The 19,480-nt window shown below is 56.8% G+C and carries 20 protein-coding genes and 1 tRNA gene; 9 read left to right on the top strand and 12 right to left on the bottom strand.

Translation table 11 applies throughout. The features are described 5' to 3' along the window. Positions 1-125: 125 nt before the first annotated feature. On the bottom strand, positions 126-437 hold the full coding sequence (locus GJQ55_RS05390; protein ID WP_228346483.1) for a hypothetical protein: 312 nt from the start codon (positions 435-437) through the stop codon (positions 126-128). A 366-nt stretch (positions 438-803) separates the two neighbouring features. On the opposite strand from GJQ55_RS05390, the gene purE reads away from it, so the two are divergent. The 8 genes from purE to GJQ55_RS05350 all read left to right on the top strand — a co-directional run bounded on the left by purE (position 804) and on the right by GJQ55_RS05350 (position 9,233). Then, positions 804-1,298, top strand: coding sequence for a 5-(carboxyamino)imidazole ribonucleotide mutase (gene purE, locus GJQ55_RS05385; protein WP_228346482.1), 495 nt, complete (start codon positions 804-806; stop codon positions 1,296-1,298). Positions 1,299-1,325: 27 nt separating this feature from the next. Continuing rightward, positions 1,326-2,402 (top strand): 5-(carboxyamino)imidazole ribonucleotide synthase, encoded by a 1,077-nt coding sequence (locus GJQ55_RS05380; protein WP_228346481.1) that lies wholly within the window; start codon positions 1,326-1,328, stop codon positions 2,400-2,402. Between the two features lie 7 nt (positions 2,403-2,409). After that, positions 2,410-2,964: a DUF2058 domain-containing protein gene (locus tag GJQ55_RS05375; protein WP_228346480.1), complete on the top strand. Its 555-nt coding sequence runs from the start codon at positions 2,410-2,412 to the stop codon at positions 2,962-2,964. 100 nt (positions 2,965-3,064) lie between these two features. Beyond that, positions 3,065-4,219 carry an efflux RND transporter periplasmic adaptor subunit gene (locus GJQ55_RS05370; RefSeq protein WP_420907156.1) on the top strand — a complete coding sequence of 385 codons (1,155 nt, stop codon included), beginning with the start codon at positions 3,065-3,067 and terminating at the stop codon, positions 4,217-4,219. After that, positions 4,216-4,953 carry an ABC transporter ATP-binding protein gene (locus tag GJQ55_RS05365; protein ID WP_228346478.1) on the top strand — a complete coding sequence of 246 codons (738 nt, stop codon included), beginning with the start codon at positions 4,216-4,218 and terminating at the stop codon, positions 4,951-4,953. The genes GJQ55_RS05370 and GJQ55_RS05365 overlap by 4 nt, the downstream gene beginning before the upstream one ends. Next, positions 4,950-6,167 carry an ABC transporter permease gene (locus GJQ55_RS05360; protein WP_228346477.1) on the top strand — a complete coding sequence of 406 codons (1,218 nt, stop codon included), beginning with the start codon at positions 4,950-4,952 and terminating at the stop codon, positions 6,165-6,167. Before GJQ55_RS05365 ends, GJQ55_RS05360 begins: the two co-directional genes overlap by 4 nt. A gap of 9 nt (positions 6,168-6,176) precedes the next feature. Then, positions 6,177-7,373, top strand: coding sequence for an ABC transporter permease (locus tag GJQ55_RS05355; protein WP_228346476.1), 1,197 nt, complete (start codon positions 6,177-6,179; stop codon positions 7,371-7,373). Between the two features lie 96 nt (positions 7,374-7,469). Beyond that, positions 7,470-9,233 (top strand): PAS domain-containing methyl-accepting chemotaxis protein, encoded by a 1,764-nt coding sequence (locus GJQ55_RS05350; RefSeq protein WP_275944433.1) that lies wholly within the window; start codon positions 7,470-7,472, stop codon positions 9,231-9,233. Between the two features lie 62 nt (positions 9,234-9,295). Here the strand turns inward: GJQ55_RS05350 and GJQ55_RS05340 are convergent. The 10 genes from GJQ55_RS05340 to GJQ55_RS05295 all read right to left on the bottom strand — a co-directional run bounded on the left by GJQ55_RS05340 (position 9,296) and on the right by GJQ55_RS05295 (position 17,941). Beyond that, positions 9,296-9,372 (bottom strand) — tRNA-Pro (locus tag GJQ55_RS05340). Between the two features lie 66 nt (positions 9,373-9,438). Then, positions 9,439-9,798, bottom strand: coding sequence for a MerR family transcriptional regulator (locus tag GJQ55_RS05335; protein ID WP_228346475.1), 360 nt, complete (start codon positions 9,796-9,798; stop codon positions 9,439-9,441). After that, entirely contained in the window at positions 9,776-10,081 is a 306-nt protein-coding gene (ihfA, locus tag GJQ55_RS05330) for an integration host factor subunit alpha (RefSeq protein WP_228346474.1), read from the bottom strand. Before ihfA ends, GJQ55_RS05335 begins: the two co-directional genes overlap by 23 nt. 1 nt (position 10,082) lies before the next feature. Continuing rightward, positions 10,083-12,473: a phenylalanine--tRNA ligase subunit beta gene (pheT, locus tag GJQ55_RS05325; RefSeq protein WP_228346473.1), complete on the bottom strand. Its 2,391-nt coding sequence runs from the start codon at positions 12,471-12,473 to the stop codon at positions 10,083-10,085. 27 nt (positions 12,474-12,500) lie between these two features. Continuing rightward, positions 12,501-13,505: a phenylalanine--tRNA ligase subunit alpha gene (pheS, locus tag GJQ55_RS05320; protein WP_228346472.1), complete on the bottom strand. Its 1,005-nt coding sequence runs from the start codon at positions 13,503-13,505 to the stop codon at positions 12,501-12,503. Positions 13,506-13,662: 157 nt separating this feature from the next. Beyond that, positions 13,663-14,016, bottom strand: a complete 354-nt coding sequence (gene rplT / locus GJQ55_RS05315) for a 50S ribosomal protein L20 (protein WP_228346471.1) — start codon at positions 14,014-14,016, stop codon at positions 13,663-13,665. 22 nt (positions 14,017-14,038) lie between these two features. After that, positions 14,039-14,233, bottom strand: a complete 195-nt coding sequence (gene rpmI / locus GJQ55_RS05310) for a 50S ribosomal protein L35 (RefSeq protein ID WP_228346470.1) — start codon at positions 14,231-14,233, stop codon at positions 14,039-14,041. Between the two features lie 129 nt (positions 14,234-14,362). After that, positions 14,363-14,857, bottom strand: a complete 495-nt coding sequence (infC, locus tag GJQ55_RS05305; protein WP_228346755.1) for a translation initiation factor IF-3 — start codon at positions 14,855-14,857, stop codon at positions 14,363-14,365. A 50-nt stretch (positions 14,858-14,907) separates the two neighbouring features. Next, on the bottom strand, positions 14,908-16,839 hold the full coding sequence (thrS, locus tag GJQ55_RS05300; protein WP_228346469.1) for a threonine--tRNA ligase: 1,932 nt from the start codon (positions 16,837-16,839) through the stop codon (positions 14,908-14,910). 100 nt (positions 16,840-16,939) lie between these two features. After that, a complete protein-coding gene (locus GJQ55_RS05295) occupies positions 16,940-17,941 on the bottom strand; it encodes an AraC family transcriptional regulator (RefSeq protein ID WP_228346468.1) in 1,002 nt (333 codons plus the stop codon). 105 nt (positions 17,942-18,046) lie between these two features. On the opposite strand from GJQ55_RS05295, the gene GJQ55_RS05290 reads away from it, so the two are divergent. Beyond that, positions 18,047-18,946, top strand: a complete 900-nt coding sequence (locus GJQ55_RS05290; RefSeq protein WP_228346467.1) for a sterol desaturase family protein — start codon at positions 18,047-18,049, stop codon at positions 18,944-18,946. On the opposite strand, the gene GJQ55_RS05285 is transcribed toward GJQ55_RS05290, so the two are convergent. Continuing rightward, a complete protein-coding gene (locus GJQ55_RS05285; RefSeq protein ID WP_228346466.1) occupies positions 18,913-19,476 on the bottom strand; it encodes a DJ-1 family glyoxalase III in 564 nt (187 codons plus the stop codon). The two genes, GJQ55_RS05290 and GJQ55_RS05285, sit on opposite strands and share 34 nt — an antisense overlap. Positions 19,477-19,480 lie beyond the last annotated feature (4 nt).

Below are 19,480 nucleotides of genomic sequence, written 5' to 3'. Positions count from 1 at the left end.
GCGGCCAAGGGGGAGACTTCAGGCATCCTGCCTTTCGCCCTGCGGGCCAGCCTTCGGCTGTTCAATTTTGTTCCAACAAAATTGTCCATGCCCCTGGCCACTCGTTTGGAGTCATCCAAACGATGCTATTGGCTTTGCCAAACTTCGGGCTGGAACGAATGGGCCGTAAAATAGTAGCGGCTACGCCGGCTGGGTTTAATTGAGCGCGCTATGCGCGCAAAACCAAAAACCAAAAACCAAAAACCAAAAGCCAAAAGCCAAAAGCCAAAAGCCAAAAGCCAAAAGCCAAAAGCCAAAAGCCAAAAGCCAAAAGCCAAAAGCCAAAAGCCAAAAGAAGAAAATTCTTCCGGCCGCAGGCCGCTAGAAAATATTAAATTTGCTGCGGTTTTTTCCGGCCCATTCGGGCCAGCCCGACGATGAAAAAAGACGGTAGCCATGCCCGGCGGGATGCCGGGCAAGGATCGTGGTACAGGATGTACCTTACGATCCGTGGGCGTTAGCGGATTTTTTCAGCAAGGATCAGCTGGGACGCGGGCCAGAGGGGTTGGTAAGGGGATTCATCCCCTTACATTGGGGCGCAGGGGCGGAGCCCCGCATCAGGCCGCCAACGGCGGCCTGTCCAGCGGCTGCAAGCCGCAAAAAGCCGTCACGCAGTGACGGCTAAACCAGCACGGCAGCGGCGGCCGTATCAGCCCGGCGGGCTGAAAATCAGCCAGGGCTGTCTCTCCCCCACCCTTGTGGTAAAATCCGCCGCTTTCCCGCTGGCGGCATTGCCACCAGCCAAATCCGCACGAGGACGCAGAATGACCGTACCGGTTGGAATCATCATGGGCTCGAAGAGCGACTGGCCCACCATGCAACACGCTGCCGATATGCTCGACAAGCTGGGCGTGGCTTATGAAGTGAAAGTGGTGTCTGCCCACCGTACCCCGGATCTGCTGTTTGACTACGCCAAAACCGCGCAGGCCCGTGGTATTAAAGTCATCATCGCCGGTGCCGGCGGTGCTGCCCACCTGCCCGGTATGTGTGCCTCGCAAACCTCGCTGCCGGTGCTGGGTGTACCGGTTAAATCCCGCGCCTTAAGCGGTCTGGATTCCCTGCTGTCCATCGTGCAGATGCCCGGTGGCGTGGCCGTCGGCACGCTGGCCATTGGTGATGCCGGGGCGAAAAACGCCGGCCTGCTGGCGGCTCAGATTCTGGCCACCAGCGACAATGAATTACTGGCCAAAATCGACGCTTTCCGCGCCGCTCAGACCGAATCTGTACTGGCCGAACCCGATCCGCGCACTGCCCTGTAAGGCAGGCCTCTGAAGAGTATTGACCGCATGAAAATTGGTATTTTAGGGAATGGCCAGCTGGGCCAGATGCTGATGGACAGTGTCCGCGACCTGCCGGAACTGGAGATCAGCCTGTACGACACCCGCGCGCACAGCGATGAAGCGCTGGATGCTTTTCTGGCCTCAGTTGACCGCGTGTCCTACGAAACCGAAAACATTGCGGCCAATATCGTCGCCCGGCTGGAAAACGTCGCCGACAAGGTGTACCCCAGCCTGAAAGCCCTGAAAACCTTCCAGAACCGTTTGCTGGAAAAAAATGCCCTGCGTGATGCCGGCATTGCCACCACCCGTTTCTGTGCGGTGAATTCTCTCGACGATCTGCAAACCGCCATCAGCACCCTGGGTCTGCCGATTGTGCTGAAAACCACCACCGAAGGTTACGACGGCAAAGGTCAGTATGTGCTGCGCACCAGCGACGACGCCGGCCCGGCCTGGCGTGCCATTGGCAACCGCGAATTAATCGCCGAAGCCTTTGTGGAATTCGAGCGCGAAACCTCCGTGATTGCCAGCCGCGATGTGAACGGCAATATCGTAGTGTTCCCGATGACCGAGAACGTCCACCACGAAGGCATTCTGCGTTATTCCCTGTACCCGGCCGCCAACCTCAGCGCCGATAAAGTGGCTCTGGCCGAACGCTATATCCGTCAGCTGGCTTACAGCCTGGATTACGTCGGCACTATTACGCTGGAATTGTTTGAAACGGCTGAAGGCTTAGTGGCTAACGAAGTAGCACCACGCGTGCACAACTCCGGCCACTGGTCGATTGAAGGCGCGACCACCAGCCAGTTCCGCAACCACATGCTGGCCATTGCCGGCCTGGCACTGGGTGCGGCCGAGCCGAAATACCCGGCCGTGGCGATGCTGAACGTGATTGGCGATGAAACGCCAGCCGAACAAGCCGCAACCATTGCTAATGCGTTCCGCCATTCTTACGGCAAAGAAGCGCGTCCGGCGCGTAAACTGGGTCACGTCACCGTGGTTGCCGACAGCACTGAAGAACGCGACGCCACCATCGACCAGCTGGCAGATCTTATTCCGGCCGGCGTGTGGCCACCCAAACACTGAGGCGCACATGGCAAAGTCATTACAGGAACAGCTGCTGGCCGCCGGCCTGGTGGATAAAAAGAAAGCCAAAAAAGCGGCCAAAGAACTGAAGATGCAGGATCACCTGCAGCGCACCGGCCAGGCCAACGAAATTGATGCCGCCAAGGCCAAAGCCGACGCCACGCGCAAAGAAAAAGCCGAGCGCGACCGCCTGCTGAACCTGCAGAAAGAACAGGAAGCGCAGAAAAAAGCCATTGCCGCGCAGGTCACTCAGCTGGTGCTGACCAACGCCATTAAAAGTGAACGTGGTGATATCAAATACCAGTTTGTGGATGGCAAAAAGATCAAACAGCTGTATGTGGACCAGGCCATCTGGGACCGCTTAAGCCGCGGTCAGCTGGCGGTAATTGCACTCGATTTACCCGGCGAGAAAAAATACGAAGTGGTGCCGCTGCAGATTGCTGAAAAAATCCGCCAGCGCAAAGACAACCACTTTATTTATATTGCCGAAAGCACCGCCGCCGCCATGGCAGAGGATGATCCGTACGCCGCTTATCAGATTCCCGACGATCTGATGTGGTAAGGAATTTCCTGTCCGCTGTCTTGTTTCGCTGAAAGCCCGCTGTGCGGGCTTTTTTGTTGGCGGCAAAAGCTCTAAGGTAAGGCGATCAATAGCAAAGGACATGACCGTGAAAAAAGCCCTGCTCGCTGTAACCGGATTCGCTGCCCTAAGTGCCTGGTGGGTATTACGCCCGCCGGCTCCGGTAGACATTAGCATGGCCAGCGTCAGCACCGGCAATGTGGAAGCACTGGTGGCCAATACCCGCTCGGGAACAGTACGCGCCTGCAACCGTTCACGGTTATCCCTGGCCATGGGTGGTCAGGTCAGCAAGCTGCACGTCGATCAGGGCGATAAAGTCGCCGCCGGTGCGCTGCTGCTGGAGCTGTGGAACGAGGATTTAAAAGCCTCACTGCAGCAATCACAGGCACAGATCCGTATTGCCAGCCTTACCCGCGATTCCGCCTGTCGCAAAGCCGAAGCCGATACGCGGGAGCTGCAGCGCCAGCGTGAATTATTCCGTAAAGAGCTGTCCTCGGCCGAACAACTCGACCGTATCGAAACCAGTGCCGAAATGAGCCGCCTGAATTGCCTGCAGGCCGATGCTCAGGTCGCGCAGGCCCGCGCCAGTGCCTTAGTACAACGGGCGCGGCTGGATCAGACCCAGCTGCGGGCGCCCTTTGCCGGCGTGGTGGCCGAAGTGAACGGCGAAGTGGGTGAATACGCCACCCCGTCACCGCCAGGGGTGGCCACCCCGCCCGCCATTGATTTAATCGACGATGTCTGTCTGTACGTGCGCGCCCCCATTGATGAAGTCGACGCCGCCAATATCCGTACCGGCATGCCGGCCCGTGTCACCCTGGATGCTTTCCGCGACCGCGCCTTTACCGGCACGGTCAGCCGTATTGCTCCCTATGTGCAGGATCTGGAGCGGCAGGCGCGTACCGTCGATGTCGATGTGCGCTTTGACCAGCTGCCCGATGATGTCCAGCTGCTGGTCGGCTACAGCGCCGATATTGAAGTGATTACCGACCACCGGGATAACACCGTACGCATTCCCACCGAAGCCTTATTAGAAGGCAACCAGGTGCTTACCCTCAGTGCCGATGGCACCACCCTGCAACAACAGGCAGTTACCATTGGCCTGAGCAACTGGACCTGGACGGAAATTCTGGCCGGCTTAGCAGAAGGCCAGAAGATTCTGACCCGGCTGGATAACCCGGCCGCCGTGGCCGGCGCGCGGGTAACACTGGTGCCGGAACCAGGCCAGCAACCATGAGCAGCCAGCAACCCGATGCCAACCCCCTGATCCGCGTCAGCGGTGTGCATAAAACCTTTTTGCTCGGCGACGAACCGGTACACGCGCTGAACGATATTCAGCTGAGCATTAACGCCGGCGAATACCTGTCGGTGATGGGGCCGTCCGGTTCCGGTAAATCCACCCTGCTGAATATGCTCGGCCTGCTCGACGTGCCGGATAAAGGCAAATACTGGTTAAGCGGCACCGATACCGTGCCGTTAAGCGAAGAGCAGCGCGCTGTGTACCGCCGCAACGAAATCGGGTTTGTGTTTCAGTCCTACCATCTGATTCCACGCTTATCTGCCGCCGAAAACATTGAATTACCGCTGATTCTGGCCGGCATCGCGCCGGCCGAACGCCAGCGTCGCCTGCAACCGGTGCTGGAACGGCTGGGTCTGACCGATCGTGCCGGGCATTTACCTAATCAATTATCCGGTGGTCAGCGCCAGCGGGTAGCCATTGGCCGCGCCATTATTATGCGGCCGCATTTATTGCTGGCCGATGAACCCACCGGCAACCTCGACAGCCAGTCCGGCGCCGAGGTGGTGGCCTTACTGGAAGAGCTGAACGCCGATGGCATTACCCTGATTGTGGTCACTCACGATGCGGCGCTGGGCAAACGCGCCCACCGGCGTGTCCGCATGGTGGATGGCCGTATTGTCAGTGATGACTGCAGCAGCACCCCGGATAACAACCACCGGAGCGGGGCATGATCCGCCCGGCTGATCTGCTGCGTTTTAGCCTGCGCGCCCTGCTGCGCCAGCGTTTCCGCACCGTTATGCAGCTGCTGGCCATGAGCATTGGCGTGCTGGCGGTGGTGGTACTCACCGGCATTGGTGAAGGCGGCCGCCGTTACATCAACCAGGAATTTGCCATCATGGGCAAAGACATTCTGGCCATGCTGCCGGGGCGCAAAGAAACCACCGGCGGCATGCCGCCGATGACCGGCGAAGGTGCCCGCCCCATTACCCTTGACGATGTCGACAGCCTGCTGCGCATTCCTGGCGTCGAACAGGTATCGGCGGTGGTCGCCGGCAATTCCCGCGTGGTGTATGGCAGCCGTAACCGCAGCGCACCGGTACTGGGCGCCGACCATCTGTTTTTTCAGATCCGCCAGTTACAGCTCAGCCGGGGCCAGGGGCTGCCGGATATTCCCCGTACTCAGGCCAGCCCGGTCTGTGTAATCGGCAATACCCTGCGGCAGGAATTATTTGCCAACCAACCGGCGCTGGGGCAATGGCTGCGGGTTGATCATTACCGCTGCCGGGTGATCGGCATTCTGGCTGAACGCGGTGTGGGCATGGGCATGGATTTCAGTGAAAGCCTGTTGTTGCCGGTGGCCAGCGCCATGCAGCTGTACAACACCGAAGGCGTGTTCCGGGTGATGATCGATGTCCGTCATCCGGCCGAAATGCCACGTATTATCCGCGCCGCAGAACAGCTGATGCAGCAACGCCATGACGGCCATCTGGACGTGACCCTGATGACACCGGATTCGCTGCTGCAGGCACTGGATAATATTCTCGGCGTCATTACCCTGGCCATTGCCGGTATCGCCGCCATCAGCCTGATTGTGGCCGGGGTGCTGGTGATGAACATGACCTTAATCAGCGTCACCCAGCGCACCGCCGAAATCAGTTTACTGAAAGCACTGGGGGCCTCGGCCCGCGAAGTGCGGCAGATATTCATACTGGAAGCCATGCTGTTGTCGCTGGCCGGCGCCGTGCTGGGGGTGCTGCTGGCCAACCTGCTGCTGTGGTTTGGCCGTCAGCAACTGCCGGCCGTACCGCTGTTCGCACCCTGGTGGGCAACACTGGCGGCGGTGGCCATGGCGGCGCTGTGCGGGCTGTTGTTTGCCTGGCTGCCGGCCAGTAAAGCCGCCCGCTTACCGCCGGTCGCGGCCTTACTGCAGCAACGCGGAAAATAGGAGGCCAGTATGCGCGTACAGGATTGGCTGGTGCTGGTGTTATCGTCGGTGCGTTTTAACCCGCTGAAAAGCCTGCTGACGGCCCTGGGCATTGCCATTGGTATTGCTGCTGTCACCCTGTTAACCGCCCTCGGTGAAGGGGTACGCGGTTATGTCGTGGACAATTTTTCGCAATTTGGTACGCGCATTATTTCCGTTACGCCAGGGCGCAGCGACACCGCCGGCATGGGCACCATTTTAAGTTCAGTACAACTGCTGACCATGGCCGACCGCAACAGCCTGGCGCGCCTGCCCCATGCGGAATACGTGATTCCCAGCCTGCAGGGCAGCGGCAGCATCCGCTATGGCGAGCGCAGCCGCAGCACCGAAATACATGGCACCTCGGCCGACTTCACGCGCGCCTGGAGTTTCCCGCTGGCGCAGGGCCGCTTTCTGCCCGACAGCGGCGGTGGCCCCTCCCCGGCTTTTGTGGTGCTGGGCCATACCGTCTGGCAGGAATTGTTTCAGGGCCAGCAGGCACTGGGGCAGTTTATCCGCGTCAGTGGTCAGCGTTTCCGGGTGGTGGGCGTCATGCAGTCGAAGGGGTCCATGCTCGGGTTTGATCTGGACGATATGGTCTACATTGCCGCCGACCGCGCCTTAAGCCTGTTTAACCGCGAAGGCTTAATGGAAATTAATCTGGTGTTCGGCCCGGGTACCAACGCCACCGATATGGCGCAACGCATCCGCACCCATCTGACCGAACGCCACGGCCAGGAAGATTTCACCATTATTACTCAGGATGAAATGCTCAGCAGTCTGGATAACATTCTGTCGGTATTAACGCTGGGGGTCGCGGCGCTGGGTGGCATTTCGCTGCTGGTCGGCGGGGTGGGTATTTTTACCGTCATGACCACCAATATCCGCGAACGCACCGCCGAAATCGGCCTGCTGCGCGCCATTGGCAGTTCGCGCCGCCAGCTGCTGAGTTTGTTTCTCGGCGAAGCGGTTATTCTATCCCTGCTGGGGGCCATTACCGGCATGCTGGCGGCGCTGGCCATTCTGTTTGGGCTGGCATTACTGTTGCCCGGTTTACCTCTGCAACCCAGCCCCTTCTATTTGCTGCTATCGTTACTGGTATCCGCTTTCATCGGCTTAATAGCTGGTCTCGGGCCAGCCTGGCAGGCTTCCCTGCTCAGCCCGATTGAAGCTTTGCGGAATGAATGACGATTAATCGTCAAAAACTTATACAAAAATAAATATTGTACAAGAATGGCCGATACAGGGAGAATCGTCTCCCCCCTGACCCTATCGAGGTATCTCATGTTCAGCCTCTCTGCTTTACGCCGTGCCGGTGATGTGTTTCATGCCATTGATAAAACCCAGGGGGTGATCGAGTTCGATCTGGATGGCACCGTTCTGAGAGCCAACCAGATTTTCCTGGATCTGATGGGCTATCAGGCAGCCGAAGTCATCGGTAAACACCACTGTGTCTTTATGGATCCGGCCCAGGCAGAAGGACAGGACTACCGGCATTTCTGGAATGACCTGCGTGCTGGTAAAGCACAAAGCGGTTCGTTCATGCGACTGAGCAAAGACGGCCGGCAGATCTGGATACATGCGACTTATACCCCGATTAAGCGCGCTGGCCGGGTGGTACGTATTATTAAATTCGCCACTGACGTCACCGACAAGGTTAACTGGCGCGCCGACCTGGAATCGCAGATTAATGCCATCCACCGTGCCATGGCCGTTATTGAGTTCACCCCGGATGGTCAGATCTGTTCTGCCAACAGCAATTTCCTGAAATTAATGGGCTACCGGCTGGAAGAAATTAAGGGCCAGCATCACCGGATTTTTGTGCGTGAAGAAGAAGCCAAACCCAGCGCTTATGCCGAATTCTGGGCCAGTCTGCAACGTGGAAAATTTCAAACCGCAGAGTATCCACGCATTGCTAAAAGTGGCCGCGTGGTCTGGATTCATGGCACCTATAACCCCATTCTGGATGGATTGGGTAATGTGGTAAAAGTGATTAAATTCGCCAACGACATTACCGCCGAAGTGGAACGTAAACAGGAGTTTGAACTGCTGTCGCTGGTGGCCGATGAAACCAGCAACTCGATTATTATCAGCGACCCGCAGGGCCGAGTGCAGTATGTTAACACCGGCTTTACCACGTTAACCGGTTACAGCCTGGAAGAAATGCGCGGTAAAAAACCCGGCCCCATTCTGCAGGGTAAAGCGACCGACTCAGAAACCATAGAAGCCATCCGCTACCATCTGCGTAATAAAAAACCGTTTTACAGTGAAATTCTTAACTACAACAAACAGGGTGAACCTTACTGGATTTCGCTGGCGATTAACCCGGTCTTTGATGAGCGTGGTCAACTGAGCCACTACATTTCGATCCAGACAAACATTACCAGTACCAAGCAACGTTCGCTGAATGCTGAGCGCCGCTTTGATGCCATTGGCGTGAGTAATGGTGTGGCGGAATGGAACACCGATGGCCGCCTGGTGCAGGCCAACGCCTATATGCTGCAACACCTGGGCTTTAATCAGGAAGCCGACCTGCTGCAAAAAAATTACAACCTGCAACAACTGATGGGCGACAAAGTGTTCCGTCAGTTATTGGACGGTGAACAATACGTTGGTAATTTTGTGGTGCCCAACAGTGCTGGCACCCGGATGCAGTTCAAAGGTACGCTCTGCCCCATTACCGATGCCGAAGGAAATATCAGCCAGATTGTCAGCTACGGCACCGATGAACACGCTCAGCACGAAGCAGCCCTGGTAACCGAACGGGAAATGGGTCTGGTGCAGGATTCCAGCCGCAAAGTGGCCGATATTATCGGTACCATTAACAGCATTACCGAAAAAACCAACCTGCTGGCGCTGAACGCCGCTATTGAGGCGGCCCGCGCCGGTGATCAGGGCCGCGGTTTTGCCGTGGTAGCGGATGAAGTGCGTAAACTGGCGCAACAATCGGCCAGTTCAGCCGCCCAGATTAACAGCCTGATTAAAGAATCGAATGAGCGTATTGAACGCCTGAGTGATTCGTTGCGTAATTTGCGCAACAACGGCTGAAGAAGAGCAGAAAATAAAAAAGGCCAGCGTGTTACCGCTGGCCTTTTTTATGAATTCTAAGTTGGTCGGGACGGAGTGATTCGAACACTCGACCCCTTGCACCCCATGCAAGTGCGCTACCAGGCTGCGCTACGCCCCGACACAATTCTGAAAAGCTTCAGAAGCCGCGAATTATACTTAAGCCACTGAAAAGTTAAAGGTTTTTTTAGATCGGAGTCAGAAGATCAGCCAACTCTTTCAGTTCGCTGATCATATTTTTGATTAAGGCCTGATCCATCGCCACCGCGTTGGAATTGCCCTCTTCGCTCAGACGCTGACGCGCACCGCCAATGGTGTAGCCTTCCTGATACAGCAACGCACGGATTTCACGCACCAGAATCACATCCTGACGCTGATAATAACGGCGGTTACCGCGACGTTTTACCGGGCTGAGCTGGGGAAACTCCTGCTCCCAATAGCGCAGCACGTGCGGTTTTACCTCGCACAGCTCACTGACTTCACCGATGGTAAAGTAGCGCTTGGCCGGTATGGGCGGCAGTTCGTTATTGTGGCTGGGTTCCAGCATAGGCCTCGACCCTTACCTTAAGTTTCTGGCCGGGCTTGAACGTAACCACGCGGCGGGCGGAAATGGGGATTTCCTCACCGGTTTTCGGGTTACGGCCCGGACGTTGGCGTTTGTCGCGCAGGTCGAAGTTGCCGAATCCCGACAACTTCACCTGCTCATTGCGGCTCAGGCTTTCGCGGATCTCGTCAAAGAACAGATCCACCATGTCCTTCGCTTCGCGCTTGTTGAGACCAAGATCCTCGAACAGTTTTTCAGCCAGTTCTGCTTTGGTCAAAGCGGTCATGCTAACCCCTCAGCGTTGCTCCCAGGCTCTCTTGCAGATGAGCCAGTACTGACGATACAGAATCGTTTATTTCTTCGTCAGTCAATGTGCGCGAAGGATGCTGCCAGGTCAACCCCAGCGCCAGACTTTTTCTATCCGGATCAATGCCTTTGCCCACATACACGTCAAACAGGTTGAGCTTGGTCAGGAATTCGCCGGCGGTACTGCGGATACCCGCAAGCACCTGTTCAACCGCTACATCCTGAGCGACGACCAAGGCCAGATCGCGGCGCATTTCCGGGAACTTCGACAATTCATGGAAGCGCGGCACGCGAATCTCACGCACAGCATTCAGGTCCACCTGCACCAGATACAGCGGCTGACGAATGCCCAGCTGCTTCTGCACACTGGGGTGCAGCGCACCGATCAGACCAACGGCATGCCACTGGCCGTCTGCGCCAGCTTTTTCAATCTGCGCGCTTTGTCCTGGGTGCAGAGCCGGATGCCGCACCGCCACAAAGCGGTAACGGTCGTGGTTGCCACCACGGGCCAGCAGGGTTTCCAGATCGCCTTTGACATCAAAGAAATCGACGGCTGCATCGGCATCCGACCAGGCTTGCGGCAAACGCGAACCCGTGGCCACAAAAGCCAGCGTCGGAATCTGCTGCAGGCCACTGGCCGATGGCACAAAACGCAGACCGGTTTCAAACAGACGCACGCGCGGCTGCTGACGCTTCAGGTTGTAGTCCGCTGCCTGCACCAGACCCGCCCATAAGTTGGTACGCATGACCGACATATCGGCGGAAATCGGGTTCAGCAGTGGCAGCGGCTCCACTTCAGGGTCCAGTGCTTTCTGCAATGACGGTTCCACGAAGCTGTAGGTAATGGCTTCCTGATAACCACGGGCAATCAGCTGACGGCGCACGTCCTGCATGCTGAGGCGGTTTTCCGGCACTTTGCGCAACGGTGTGGCAGCGGCGGGAGTGCGCACCGGCAAACGGTTGTAGCCATAAATACGCGCCAGTTCTTCGATTAAATCGGCTTCAATGGCCATATCAAAGCGATAGCTGGGTGCCTGTACCTGCCAGCCATCGGCGGTATCGGTTAACTGCATGCCCAGACGGGTGAGCATGTCTTCCACCATGGCGGAATCCAGCTCCAGCCCCAGCATCTGGCTGATACGGGCTTTGCGCAGGTGAATGCTGGCGACTTTCGGCAGGTCGACGTCACTGGCGACTTCCACGATGGGGCCGGCGGCACCACCGCACAGATCCAGCAGCAGGCCAGTGGCCCGTTCCATGGCAGTGCGGGCCAGGTTGTAATCCACGCCACGTTCAAAACGATGGGAAGAATCGGTGTGCAATCCGTAATGACGGGCGCGGCCGGCAACGGCCAGCTGCGCAAAAAACGCCGCTTCCAGCAATAAATCCTGAGTACTGTCGCTGACACCGGAATGCTCGCCGCCCATAATGCCGGCCATGGCCAGCGCTTTGTTATGGTCGGCAATCACCAAGGTATCGGCGTTCAGGCTGATGTCCTGGCCATCCAGCAGCGTCAGTTGTTCGCCCTGCTCGGCCATGCGCACGCGGATACCACCCTCAACCTTGTTCAGGTCGAAGGCGTGCATCGGCTGCCCCAGTTCCAGCAGCACATAGTTGGTGATATCCACCACCGCATCAATGGAGCGGATACCGCTGCGACGCAGTTTTTCCACCATCCACAGCGGCGTCGGCGCTTTCACGTTTACGCCTTTAACGATACGACCGAGGTAACGCGGGCAGGCCTTCGGCGCCAGCACGTCAATGGCCGGCACGTCACTGATGCTGACCGCCACCGGCTCAATAGCCGGGCCCTGCACCGACGCCTGATTCAGTACGCCGACTTCGCGGGCCAGTCCGGCAATGCTTAAACAGTCACCCCGGTTCGGGGTTAAATCCACTTCGATGATCTGGTCATCCAGATTCAGGTAGTGGCGAATATCGGCACCCACCGGCGCATCGTCGGCCAGTTCCATTAAGCCATCGGAGGTTTCCGCCAGACCCAGTTCGGCTTCGGCACACAACATACCGAACGACTCGACACCACGCAGTTTGGCTTTTTTAATTTTGAAATCGCCCGGCAACTGGGCGCCAATTTTGGCAAACGGAATTTTCAGACCGGCACGCACGTTGGCGGCACCACAAACGACCTGAAAGGTTTCGTTGCCATCGGTGACCTGACAAAGGCTGAGTTTATCGGCATCCGGATGTTGTTCACGGCTGATCACCTGACCAACCACCACGCCGGAAAACTGACCGGCAACCGATTCCACGCCGTCTACTTCAAGGCCGGCCATGGTGATCTGGGCTGCCAGTTCATCGGTGCTCACCGCAGGCTGCACCCATTCGCGTAACCACTGTTCGCTGAATTTCATGTGTTTAATCCTGTACCTTGTGAGCCATTAACGGAATTGCTGCAGGAAGCGCAGATCGTTTTCGAAGAACAGACGCAGGTCGTTCACGCCGTAGCGCAGCATGGCCAGACGCTCGACGCCCATGCCAAAGGCAAAACCGCTGTACTGTTCCGGGTCGATGCCCACATGGCGGAAGACTTCCGGGTGCACCATGCCGCAACCACCCACTTCCAGCCAGCGCCGCTTAGTGCCTTCCGGGGTTTCGATGATCCACTCAATATCAATTTCCGCCGACGGTTCAGTAAACGGAAAATACGACGGCCGCAGGCGGATGGTCAGGTCGCGCTCGAAAAATACGCTGAGGAATTCCTGAATGGTGCCTTTTAAATCGGCAAAACTGATGTTTTTATCGACCAGCAGACCTTCCACCTGATGGAACATGGGTGAGTGGGTCTGATCGTAATCGCAGCGGTACACACGACCCGGGCAAATAATGCGGATCGGTGGCTGCTGAGCTTCCATAGTACGCACTTGCACCGGCGACGTATGGGTACGCAGCAAGGTGGTGGCGTCAAAATAGAAGGTGTCGTGCATCGCCCGGGCCGGGTGATGCGACGGAATATTCAGGGCTTCAAAGTTGTGGAAATCGTCTTCCACTTCCGGGCCTTCGGCCACGTCGTAACCAGCACCGGCAAAATGGGCCTCAATACGCTCCAGCGTACGGGTTACCGGGTGCAGGCTGCCTTCCTGCAGGCTGCGGCCCGGCAGGGTAATATCAATGGTTTCGGCCGCTAAACGAGCATCCAGTGCGGCGATTTCCAATAACTGCTTACGGGCAGAAATTGCATCTTCCACCTGATCTTTGGCTGCGTTAATCACCGCGCCCATCTTCGGACGATCTTCCGGTGCAACGCTGCCCAGGTTTTTCATCAGGGAAGTGATTTCCCCTTTTTTACCCAGAAACTGCACCCGTACCTGATCCAGCGCGGCAACATCCTGCGCTGCACCGACCGCGGCCAGGGCCTGTTGTGTCAGGGCTTCAAGGTTTTCCATTGTAGCTTTCCGTCAATGATTGAATGGGCGTTGGCATTGTCCGCCAGACTGGATCTCGGAGCAAAAAAATAGGGGAATCACCTAGCCTAACCTAAGCTCATCCCCTATTTCGCAGGCTGGGCTTACGCCCCGCCCCCTAACCGGCTATGCGGTGAAATTACAGGCTGGACTTGGCTTTTTCAACCAGAGCCGCAAACGCTGCTTTTTCATTCACGGCCAGGTCAGCCAGTACTTTACGGTCAATTTCAACCGCGGCTTTTTTCAGGCCGTTGATGAACTTGCTGTAAGACAGACCGTTCAGACGTGCGCCGGCGTTGATACGCGCGATCCACAGCTGACGGAACTGACGCTTACGCTGACGACGGTCGCGGTAAGCGTACTGACCGGCTTTGATAACGGCCTGCTTGGCAACACGGAATACACGGCTGCGAGCACCGTAGTAACCTTTAGCCTGCTTCAGAATTTTTTTGTGACGACGACGAGCGATCACACCACGTTTTACACGAGCCATAGTTTATCTCCTGAGCAATAACTTAAAGGTTAGGCAGCATACGCGCGACAGACTTGACGTCAGCCGGGTGTACCAGAACGTTACCGCGCAGATGGCGTTTACGCTTGGTGCTCTTTTTGGTCAGGATGTGGCTGCGGAAAGCGTTACGGTGTTTGAAGCCGTTAGCAGTCTTCTTGAAGCGCTTGGCAGCGCCGCTCTTAGTTTTCATTTTAGGCATGGTTTACTCCAACAGTGATGACGCATACAGAACTAAGAACCCTGTATAACGTCTGCCATATTAAGCAGCCGGTAGAATGCACAAACCCGGCACTAAGGCCGGGACTGGGCAGTTCGTTTGAAAACCGGACTACTTCTTCTTACCCGGGGCGATGACCATCACCATCTGACGGCCTTCCAGCTTGGGATGCTGCTCCACAACGCCGAGTTCCTTCAGGTCCTCTTCGATGCGTTTCATCATTTCCATACCCAGCTGCTGGTGAGCCATCTCGCGGCCGCGGAAGCGTAATGACACTTTCGCTTTGTCACCGTCCTCAAGGAATCGCTTCAGATTACGTAATTTAATCTGATAGTCGCCATCATCAGTGCCCGGACGGAATTTCATTTCCTTAATCTGCACCTGATGCTGACGCTTTTTGGCCTCAGCTTTCTGCTTTTTCTCTTCGTAAAGCTTTTTGCCGAAGTCCATCACCTTGCACACAATCGGGTCACCGTCTGAAATCTGTACCAGATCCAGTGCAGCTTCCTCGGCGATGCGCAGAGCTTCTTCAATACTTACAACACCAACCTGGCTTCCATCGGCGCCGATAAGACGTACCTCTGTGGCACGGATATTATCGTTAATGGCGGCTCTGTTATCTGGGCGGCCGCCCTTTCTGTTATCGCGTCTGATGATCAGTTCTCCATTCCAAACCGCCCGCGCTGGGCAATGCTGCCTTCAAGGATACCGATAAAGGCATCCAGGCTCATTACGCCGAGATCTTCACCTTTACGGGTACGCACAGCGACGGTGTTTGCTTCAACTTCTTTATCCCCTACAACCAACAAGTAGGGTACCTTGTGCAAAGTGTGCTCGCGGATTTTAAAGCCGATCTTCTCGTTTCTCAAGTCCGCCGCAGCCCGGAACCCTTTTGATTTGAGGGTTTTGGCCAGTTTTTCGCAATATTCTGCCTGGTTATCGGTAATATTCAGCACCGACACCTGTTGCGGCGCCAGCCAGGGCGGCATGGAACCGGCGTAATGCTCAATCAGAATGCCGATAAAGCGTTCAAACGAGCCCAGAATCGCCCGGTGCAGCATCACCGGCGTTTTGCGCTCGCCATCTTCATCCACATACTGGGCACCTAAACGGCCGGGCAGCATAAAGTCGAGCTGCAGAGTACCGCATTGCCATACCCGACCGATACAGTCGCGCAGGGAAAATTCAATCTTCGGACCGTAGAAAGCCCCTTCACCCGGTTGCAGCTCCCACGCCAGACCAGCAGCATTGAGTGCATCTTCCAGTGCCGATTCAGCCAGATCCCATTGGGAATCATCGCCAATACGGCCTTCCGGACGGGTCGACAGTTTCATTTCCACCGCGTCAAAACCGAAATCACGGTACACATCCAGCGTCAGCTTAATGAAATCAGAGGCTTCCTGGCGGATTTGTTTCTCGGTAGCAAAAATATGCGCGTCATCCTGGGTAAAGCCCCGCACCCGCATAATGCCGTGCAGCGCACCGGACGGCTCGTTGCGGTGACAGGAACCGAACTCGGCCAGACGCAGCGGCAGTTCGCGGTAGCTCTTCAGCCCCTGATTGAACACCTGAATATGACAGGGGCAGTTCATCGGTTTTACCGCATAGGTGCGTTTTTCCGATTCGGTGACGAACATATTTTCGGCGTAGTGTTCCCAGTGGCCGGATTTCTCCCACAGCACACGGTCAACCACCTGCGGGGTGCGGATTTCCTGATAACCGGCATCCTGCTGCACCCTGCGCATGTACTGTTCCAGTACCTGGTACATGGTCCAGCCATTCGGGTGCCAGAACACCATACCCGGCGCTTCTTCCTGCACGTGGAACAGATTCAGTTGTTTACCCAGTTTACGGTGGTCGCGTTTTTCCGCTTCTTCCAGCCGCTGCAGATAATCTTTCAAATCTTTTTTGTCGTTCCAGGCGGTGCCGTAAATACGCTGCAGCTGCTTGTTCTGTGAATCACCACGCCAGTAAGCACCGGATACCCGCATCAGCTTGAAAATACGCATCACGCGGGTGCTGGGCACGTGCGGGCCCCGGCACATATCGACGTATTCTTCGTGATGATACAGACCGACCGCCTGCTCACCTTTGCTGATTAAGTCGTCAATCAGTTCGACTTTGTAGTCTTCGCCACGATCAACAAACACCCGGCGGGCGTCTTTGATCGGAGTCATCTGCTTAACGACTTCGTAATCTTTTTTGATCAGCTCGCCGATGCGCTTTTCAATGGCATCCACGTCTTCCGGGGTAAACGGCCGCTCGTAGTCAATATCGTAATAAAAGCCGTTTTCAATCACCGGACCAATGGCCATTTTGGCGGTTGGATACAGCTGTTTTACCGCATGGCCAACCAGGTGAGCAAAGGAGTGGCGGATAACATCCAGACCTTCTGCATCGCGGCCGGTAATCAGCACCACATCGGCGTCATGGGTGATCAGTTCACAGGCGTCCACCAGCTGACCATTAATGCGGCCACAAACGGTCGCTTTGGCCAGACCCGGACCAATACTTTCCGCCACCTGCATTAAGGTAACGGGTTGATCGAATTCGCGTTTGGAGCCGTCCGGGAGGGTAATAACAGGCATATCAGATCCTTGTCAGTGGTGGCCCCTACGACAGGCCACATGAGTAAAAAAACAGGGGCCGTACTGTACAGAGTGGCGGCCACGCTGTAAACCGCCGAACTCAGCGCCGGCTGGCCAGCCAGCGCCCCGGCGTTTCACCACAGGCCGAGCGGAACGCCCGGCAAAAGGCACTGTGCTCGGAATAGCCCAGTAACAGGGCAATTTCACTGTGGGTCAGCCGCCCTTCGCGCAGATATTGCTGGGCCAGCTGCATGCGGATCTGGGTTAGCACATGACGGAAGGTTAAGCCCTGCTCCGCCAGCCGGCGGAATAAGGTACGTTCCGATAAGTGCAGCCGTCGGGCAACAAAGGCCGAAGCAGGCTGGCCCGTCTGCAGCGCCACCAGCAACGCCTCGCGCAAGCGCTGCACAAACTCGCCACTCTGGGGCAATACCGCCAGCAAGGCCTGCGCCTGCTGTTCCAGCAACTGACGCAGGCCGGCATCCTGCTGACTGACCGGCAAAGCCAGATCCTGCGGGCGAAAATAAATAGCGGTGGCCGGCTGGGAAAAACGCACCGGGCAACCACAGGCCTGCTCATGCTCAACGGCACCGGTAACGGGGGCAGCGAAGGTAAAATGCACCCGCTGCGGTGCCAGTTGCTGCTGGCCGGTCATGCGGCGGATAAAACTGAGCATACCCACCACCAGCACTTCATCCGACAACCGCGAAGACGGGCCGTACTCGTTGCTCCAGCGCAGGCACAACAAACCATCCTGCAGCTGCGCACTGGCGCGATCGCCATCGTGTAACAGGCGCTGGTAGCGTTCAAAGCCCTGCAGGGCATCGGCCAGTGTGTCACAGGCCAGTAACAAATAGCCGAGCACGCCGACGAATTCCGGCTGCACCAGCTGCCCCAGCTCCAGTCCGACCAGTCGTTGTGGGTAGCGCTGCTGCAAACGCTCCAGCCAGGCCCACCAGTCACTGAAGGTGATGCGGGTATCCGGCGCCAGCGTCAGAAGATAACGATATAAATCACAGTGAGTGTCCTGCTGTCGCTGTAAATAGCAGCGCACCAGGCCGGCCAGATCGCCGCTGAGCTGTAAGGGGCCGAGCATACTCATAGGGGTACCTGTTGGCAGAGTAAGTCAAAACAATGGCATTAAATGTCAATTCTTACCAGACCTGCAGGCGTACAGTAACGGCATAACAAAAAAAAGGTAACCCTCATGCAAGACGTACTTCATGCCCTGTTATTTATTGCCCTGTTCGGGGTGATTTTTCTGGCCGTGATGGTGGCCGAAAACGTTTACGCTCGCCGGCATGGCCGGCCGGGGCTGTACCGGTGGCCGGAAACCCTGGCCAATATCACCACCGGGTTTTCCTACAAAGTGGTGGATGGCATTGCCATTGCGCTGTTTATTCAGGCCTTTTATTTATGGGTGTACGACCGTGGCCTGCAGTGGAACCCGGAATTATCCTTCTGGAGCGTGCTGGCCCTGGTGGTGTTTATTGATTTCTGCTTTTACCTTAACCATGTGCTGATGCACAAAGTGCGCTGGTTCTGGAATGTGCACGTTACCCACCACTCCTCCGAACACATGAATTTTTCCACCGCCCTGCGGCAGAATTTCACCTTCGCCCTGTCCGGCAGCTGGTTGCTGTGGTGGATTCCGGCCGCCCTGCTCGGCTTTGATAAAAACTGGGTACTTATCGCCATTGAAGCCAACCTGGTGTATCAGTTTTTTCTGCATACCGAACAGGTGCGCACACTGGGCTGGCTGGAAAAGATTTTTAATACACCGTCACACCATCGCGTACACCACGGGCGTAACCCGAAACAGATTGATACCAATTTCGGCGGTATTTTTATTCTCTGGGATAAATTATTCGGCACGTTCCGGGCGGAAGCCGATGCCGGAGAGATTCAATACGGTGTGACCCGTATGCCGGACCATCCTCATAACCCCTGGCATTTACAGGTACACGACTGGGTCGCCATGTTCCGGGATGTCCGGCGCTATAAAGACCTGCGCATTCTGTACAAGCACCCGGACTGGGTAACCGAACGCTACGGCACCCCACCCCCAGCGGCTCAGGGGAAAAACAACAGCGCCTTGCCCACCTGATCGGCCCGCTGTTCACCGGCCAGCAACCGCACCAGCTGCAACGCAAACGCCATGGCGGTGGCCGGACCACGGCTGGTCACCATACGTCGATCCGTCACCACATCGCCCAGTACCTGCAGCGCGCCGCCTTGCCGCAACGCCTCTTCACAACCGGGAAAAGCCGTCGCTTTGTAACCCCTGAGCAGGCCATGGCGGGCCAGTACCAGCGCCGGCGCCGCACAAATGGCACCAATAAGACGGCCGGCGGCCTGCTGTTCGCGCAACAACGCAATCAGCGCGGCACAATCGGCCAGATGTTCTGCCCCCGGCAAACCGCCCGGCAGCACAATGGCATCCCAGTGCTGTTCCATCACATCGGCCATCAGAGCATCAGCGCGCAACTGAATGCCACGGGCACAGGTAATCTGCCGTTGCGGCATCACCGACACCAATACCACTTCGATACCGGCACGACGCAGCACATCACTGACGGTAACGGTTTCAATGTCTTCACTGCCGTCGGCCACGGCCAGCATTACCTTAATGCTCATACAC

It is taken from the genome of Venatoribacter cucullus (assembly GCF_016132445.1).
GTDB lineage: Bacteria > Pseudomonadota > Gammaproteobacteria > Pseudomonadales > Oceanobacteraceae > Venatoribacter > Venatoribacter cucullus.
The sequence above is the reverse complement of the archived record's forward strand: the minus strand, read 5'-3'. Positions and strand labels throughout refer to the sequence as shown.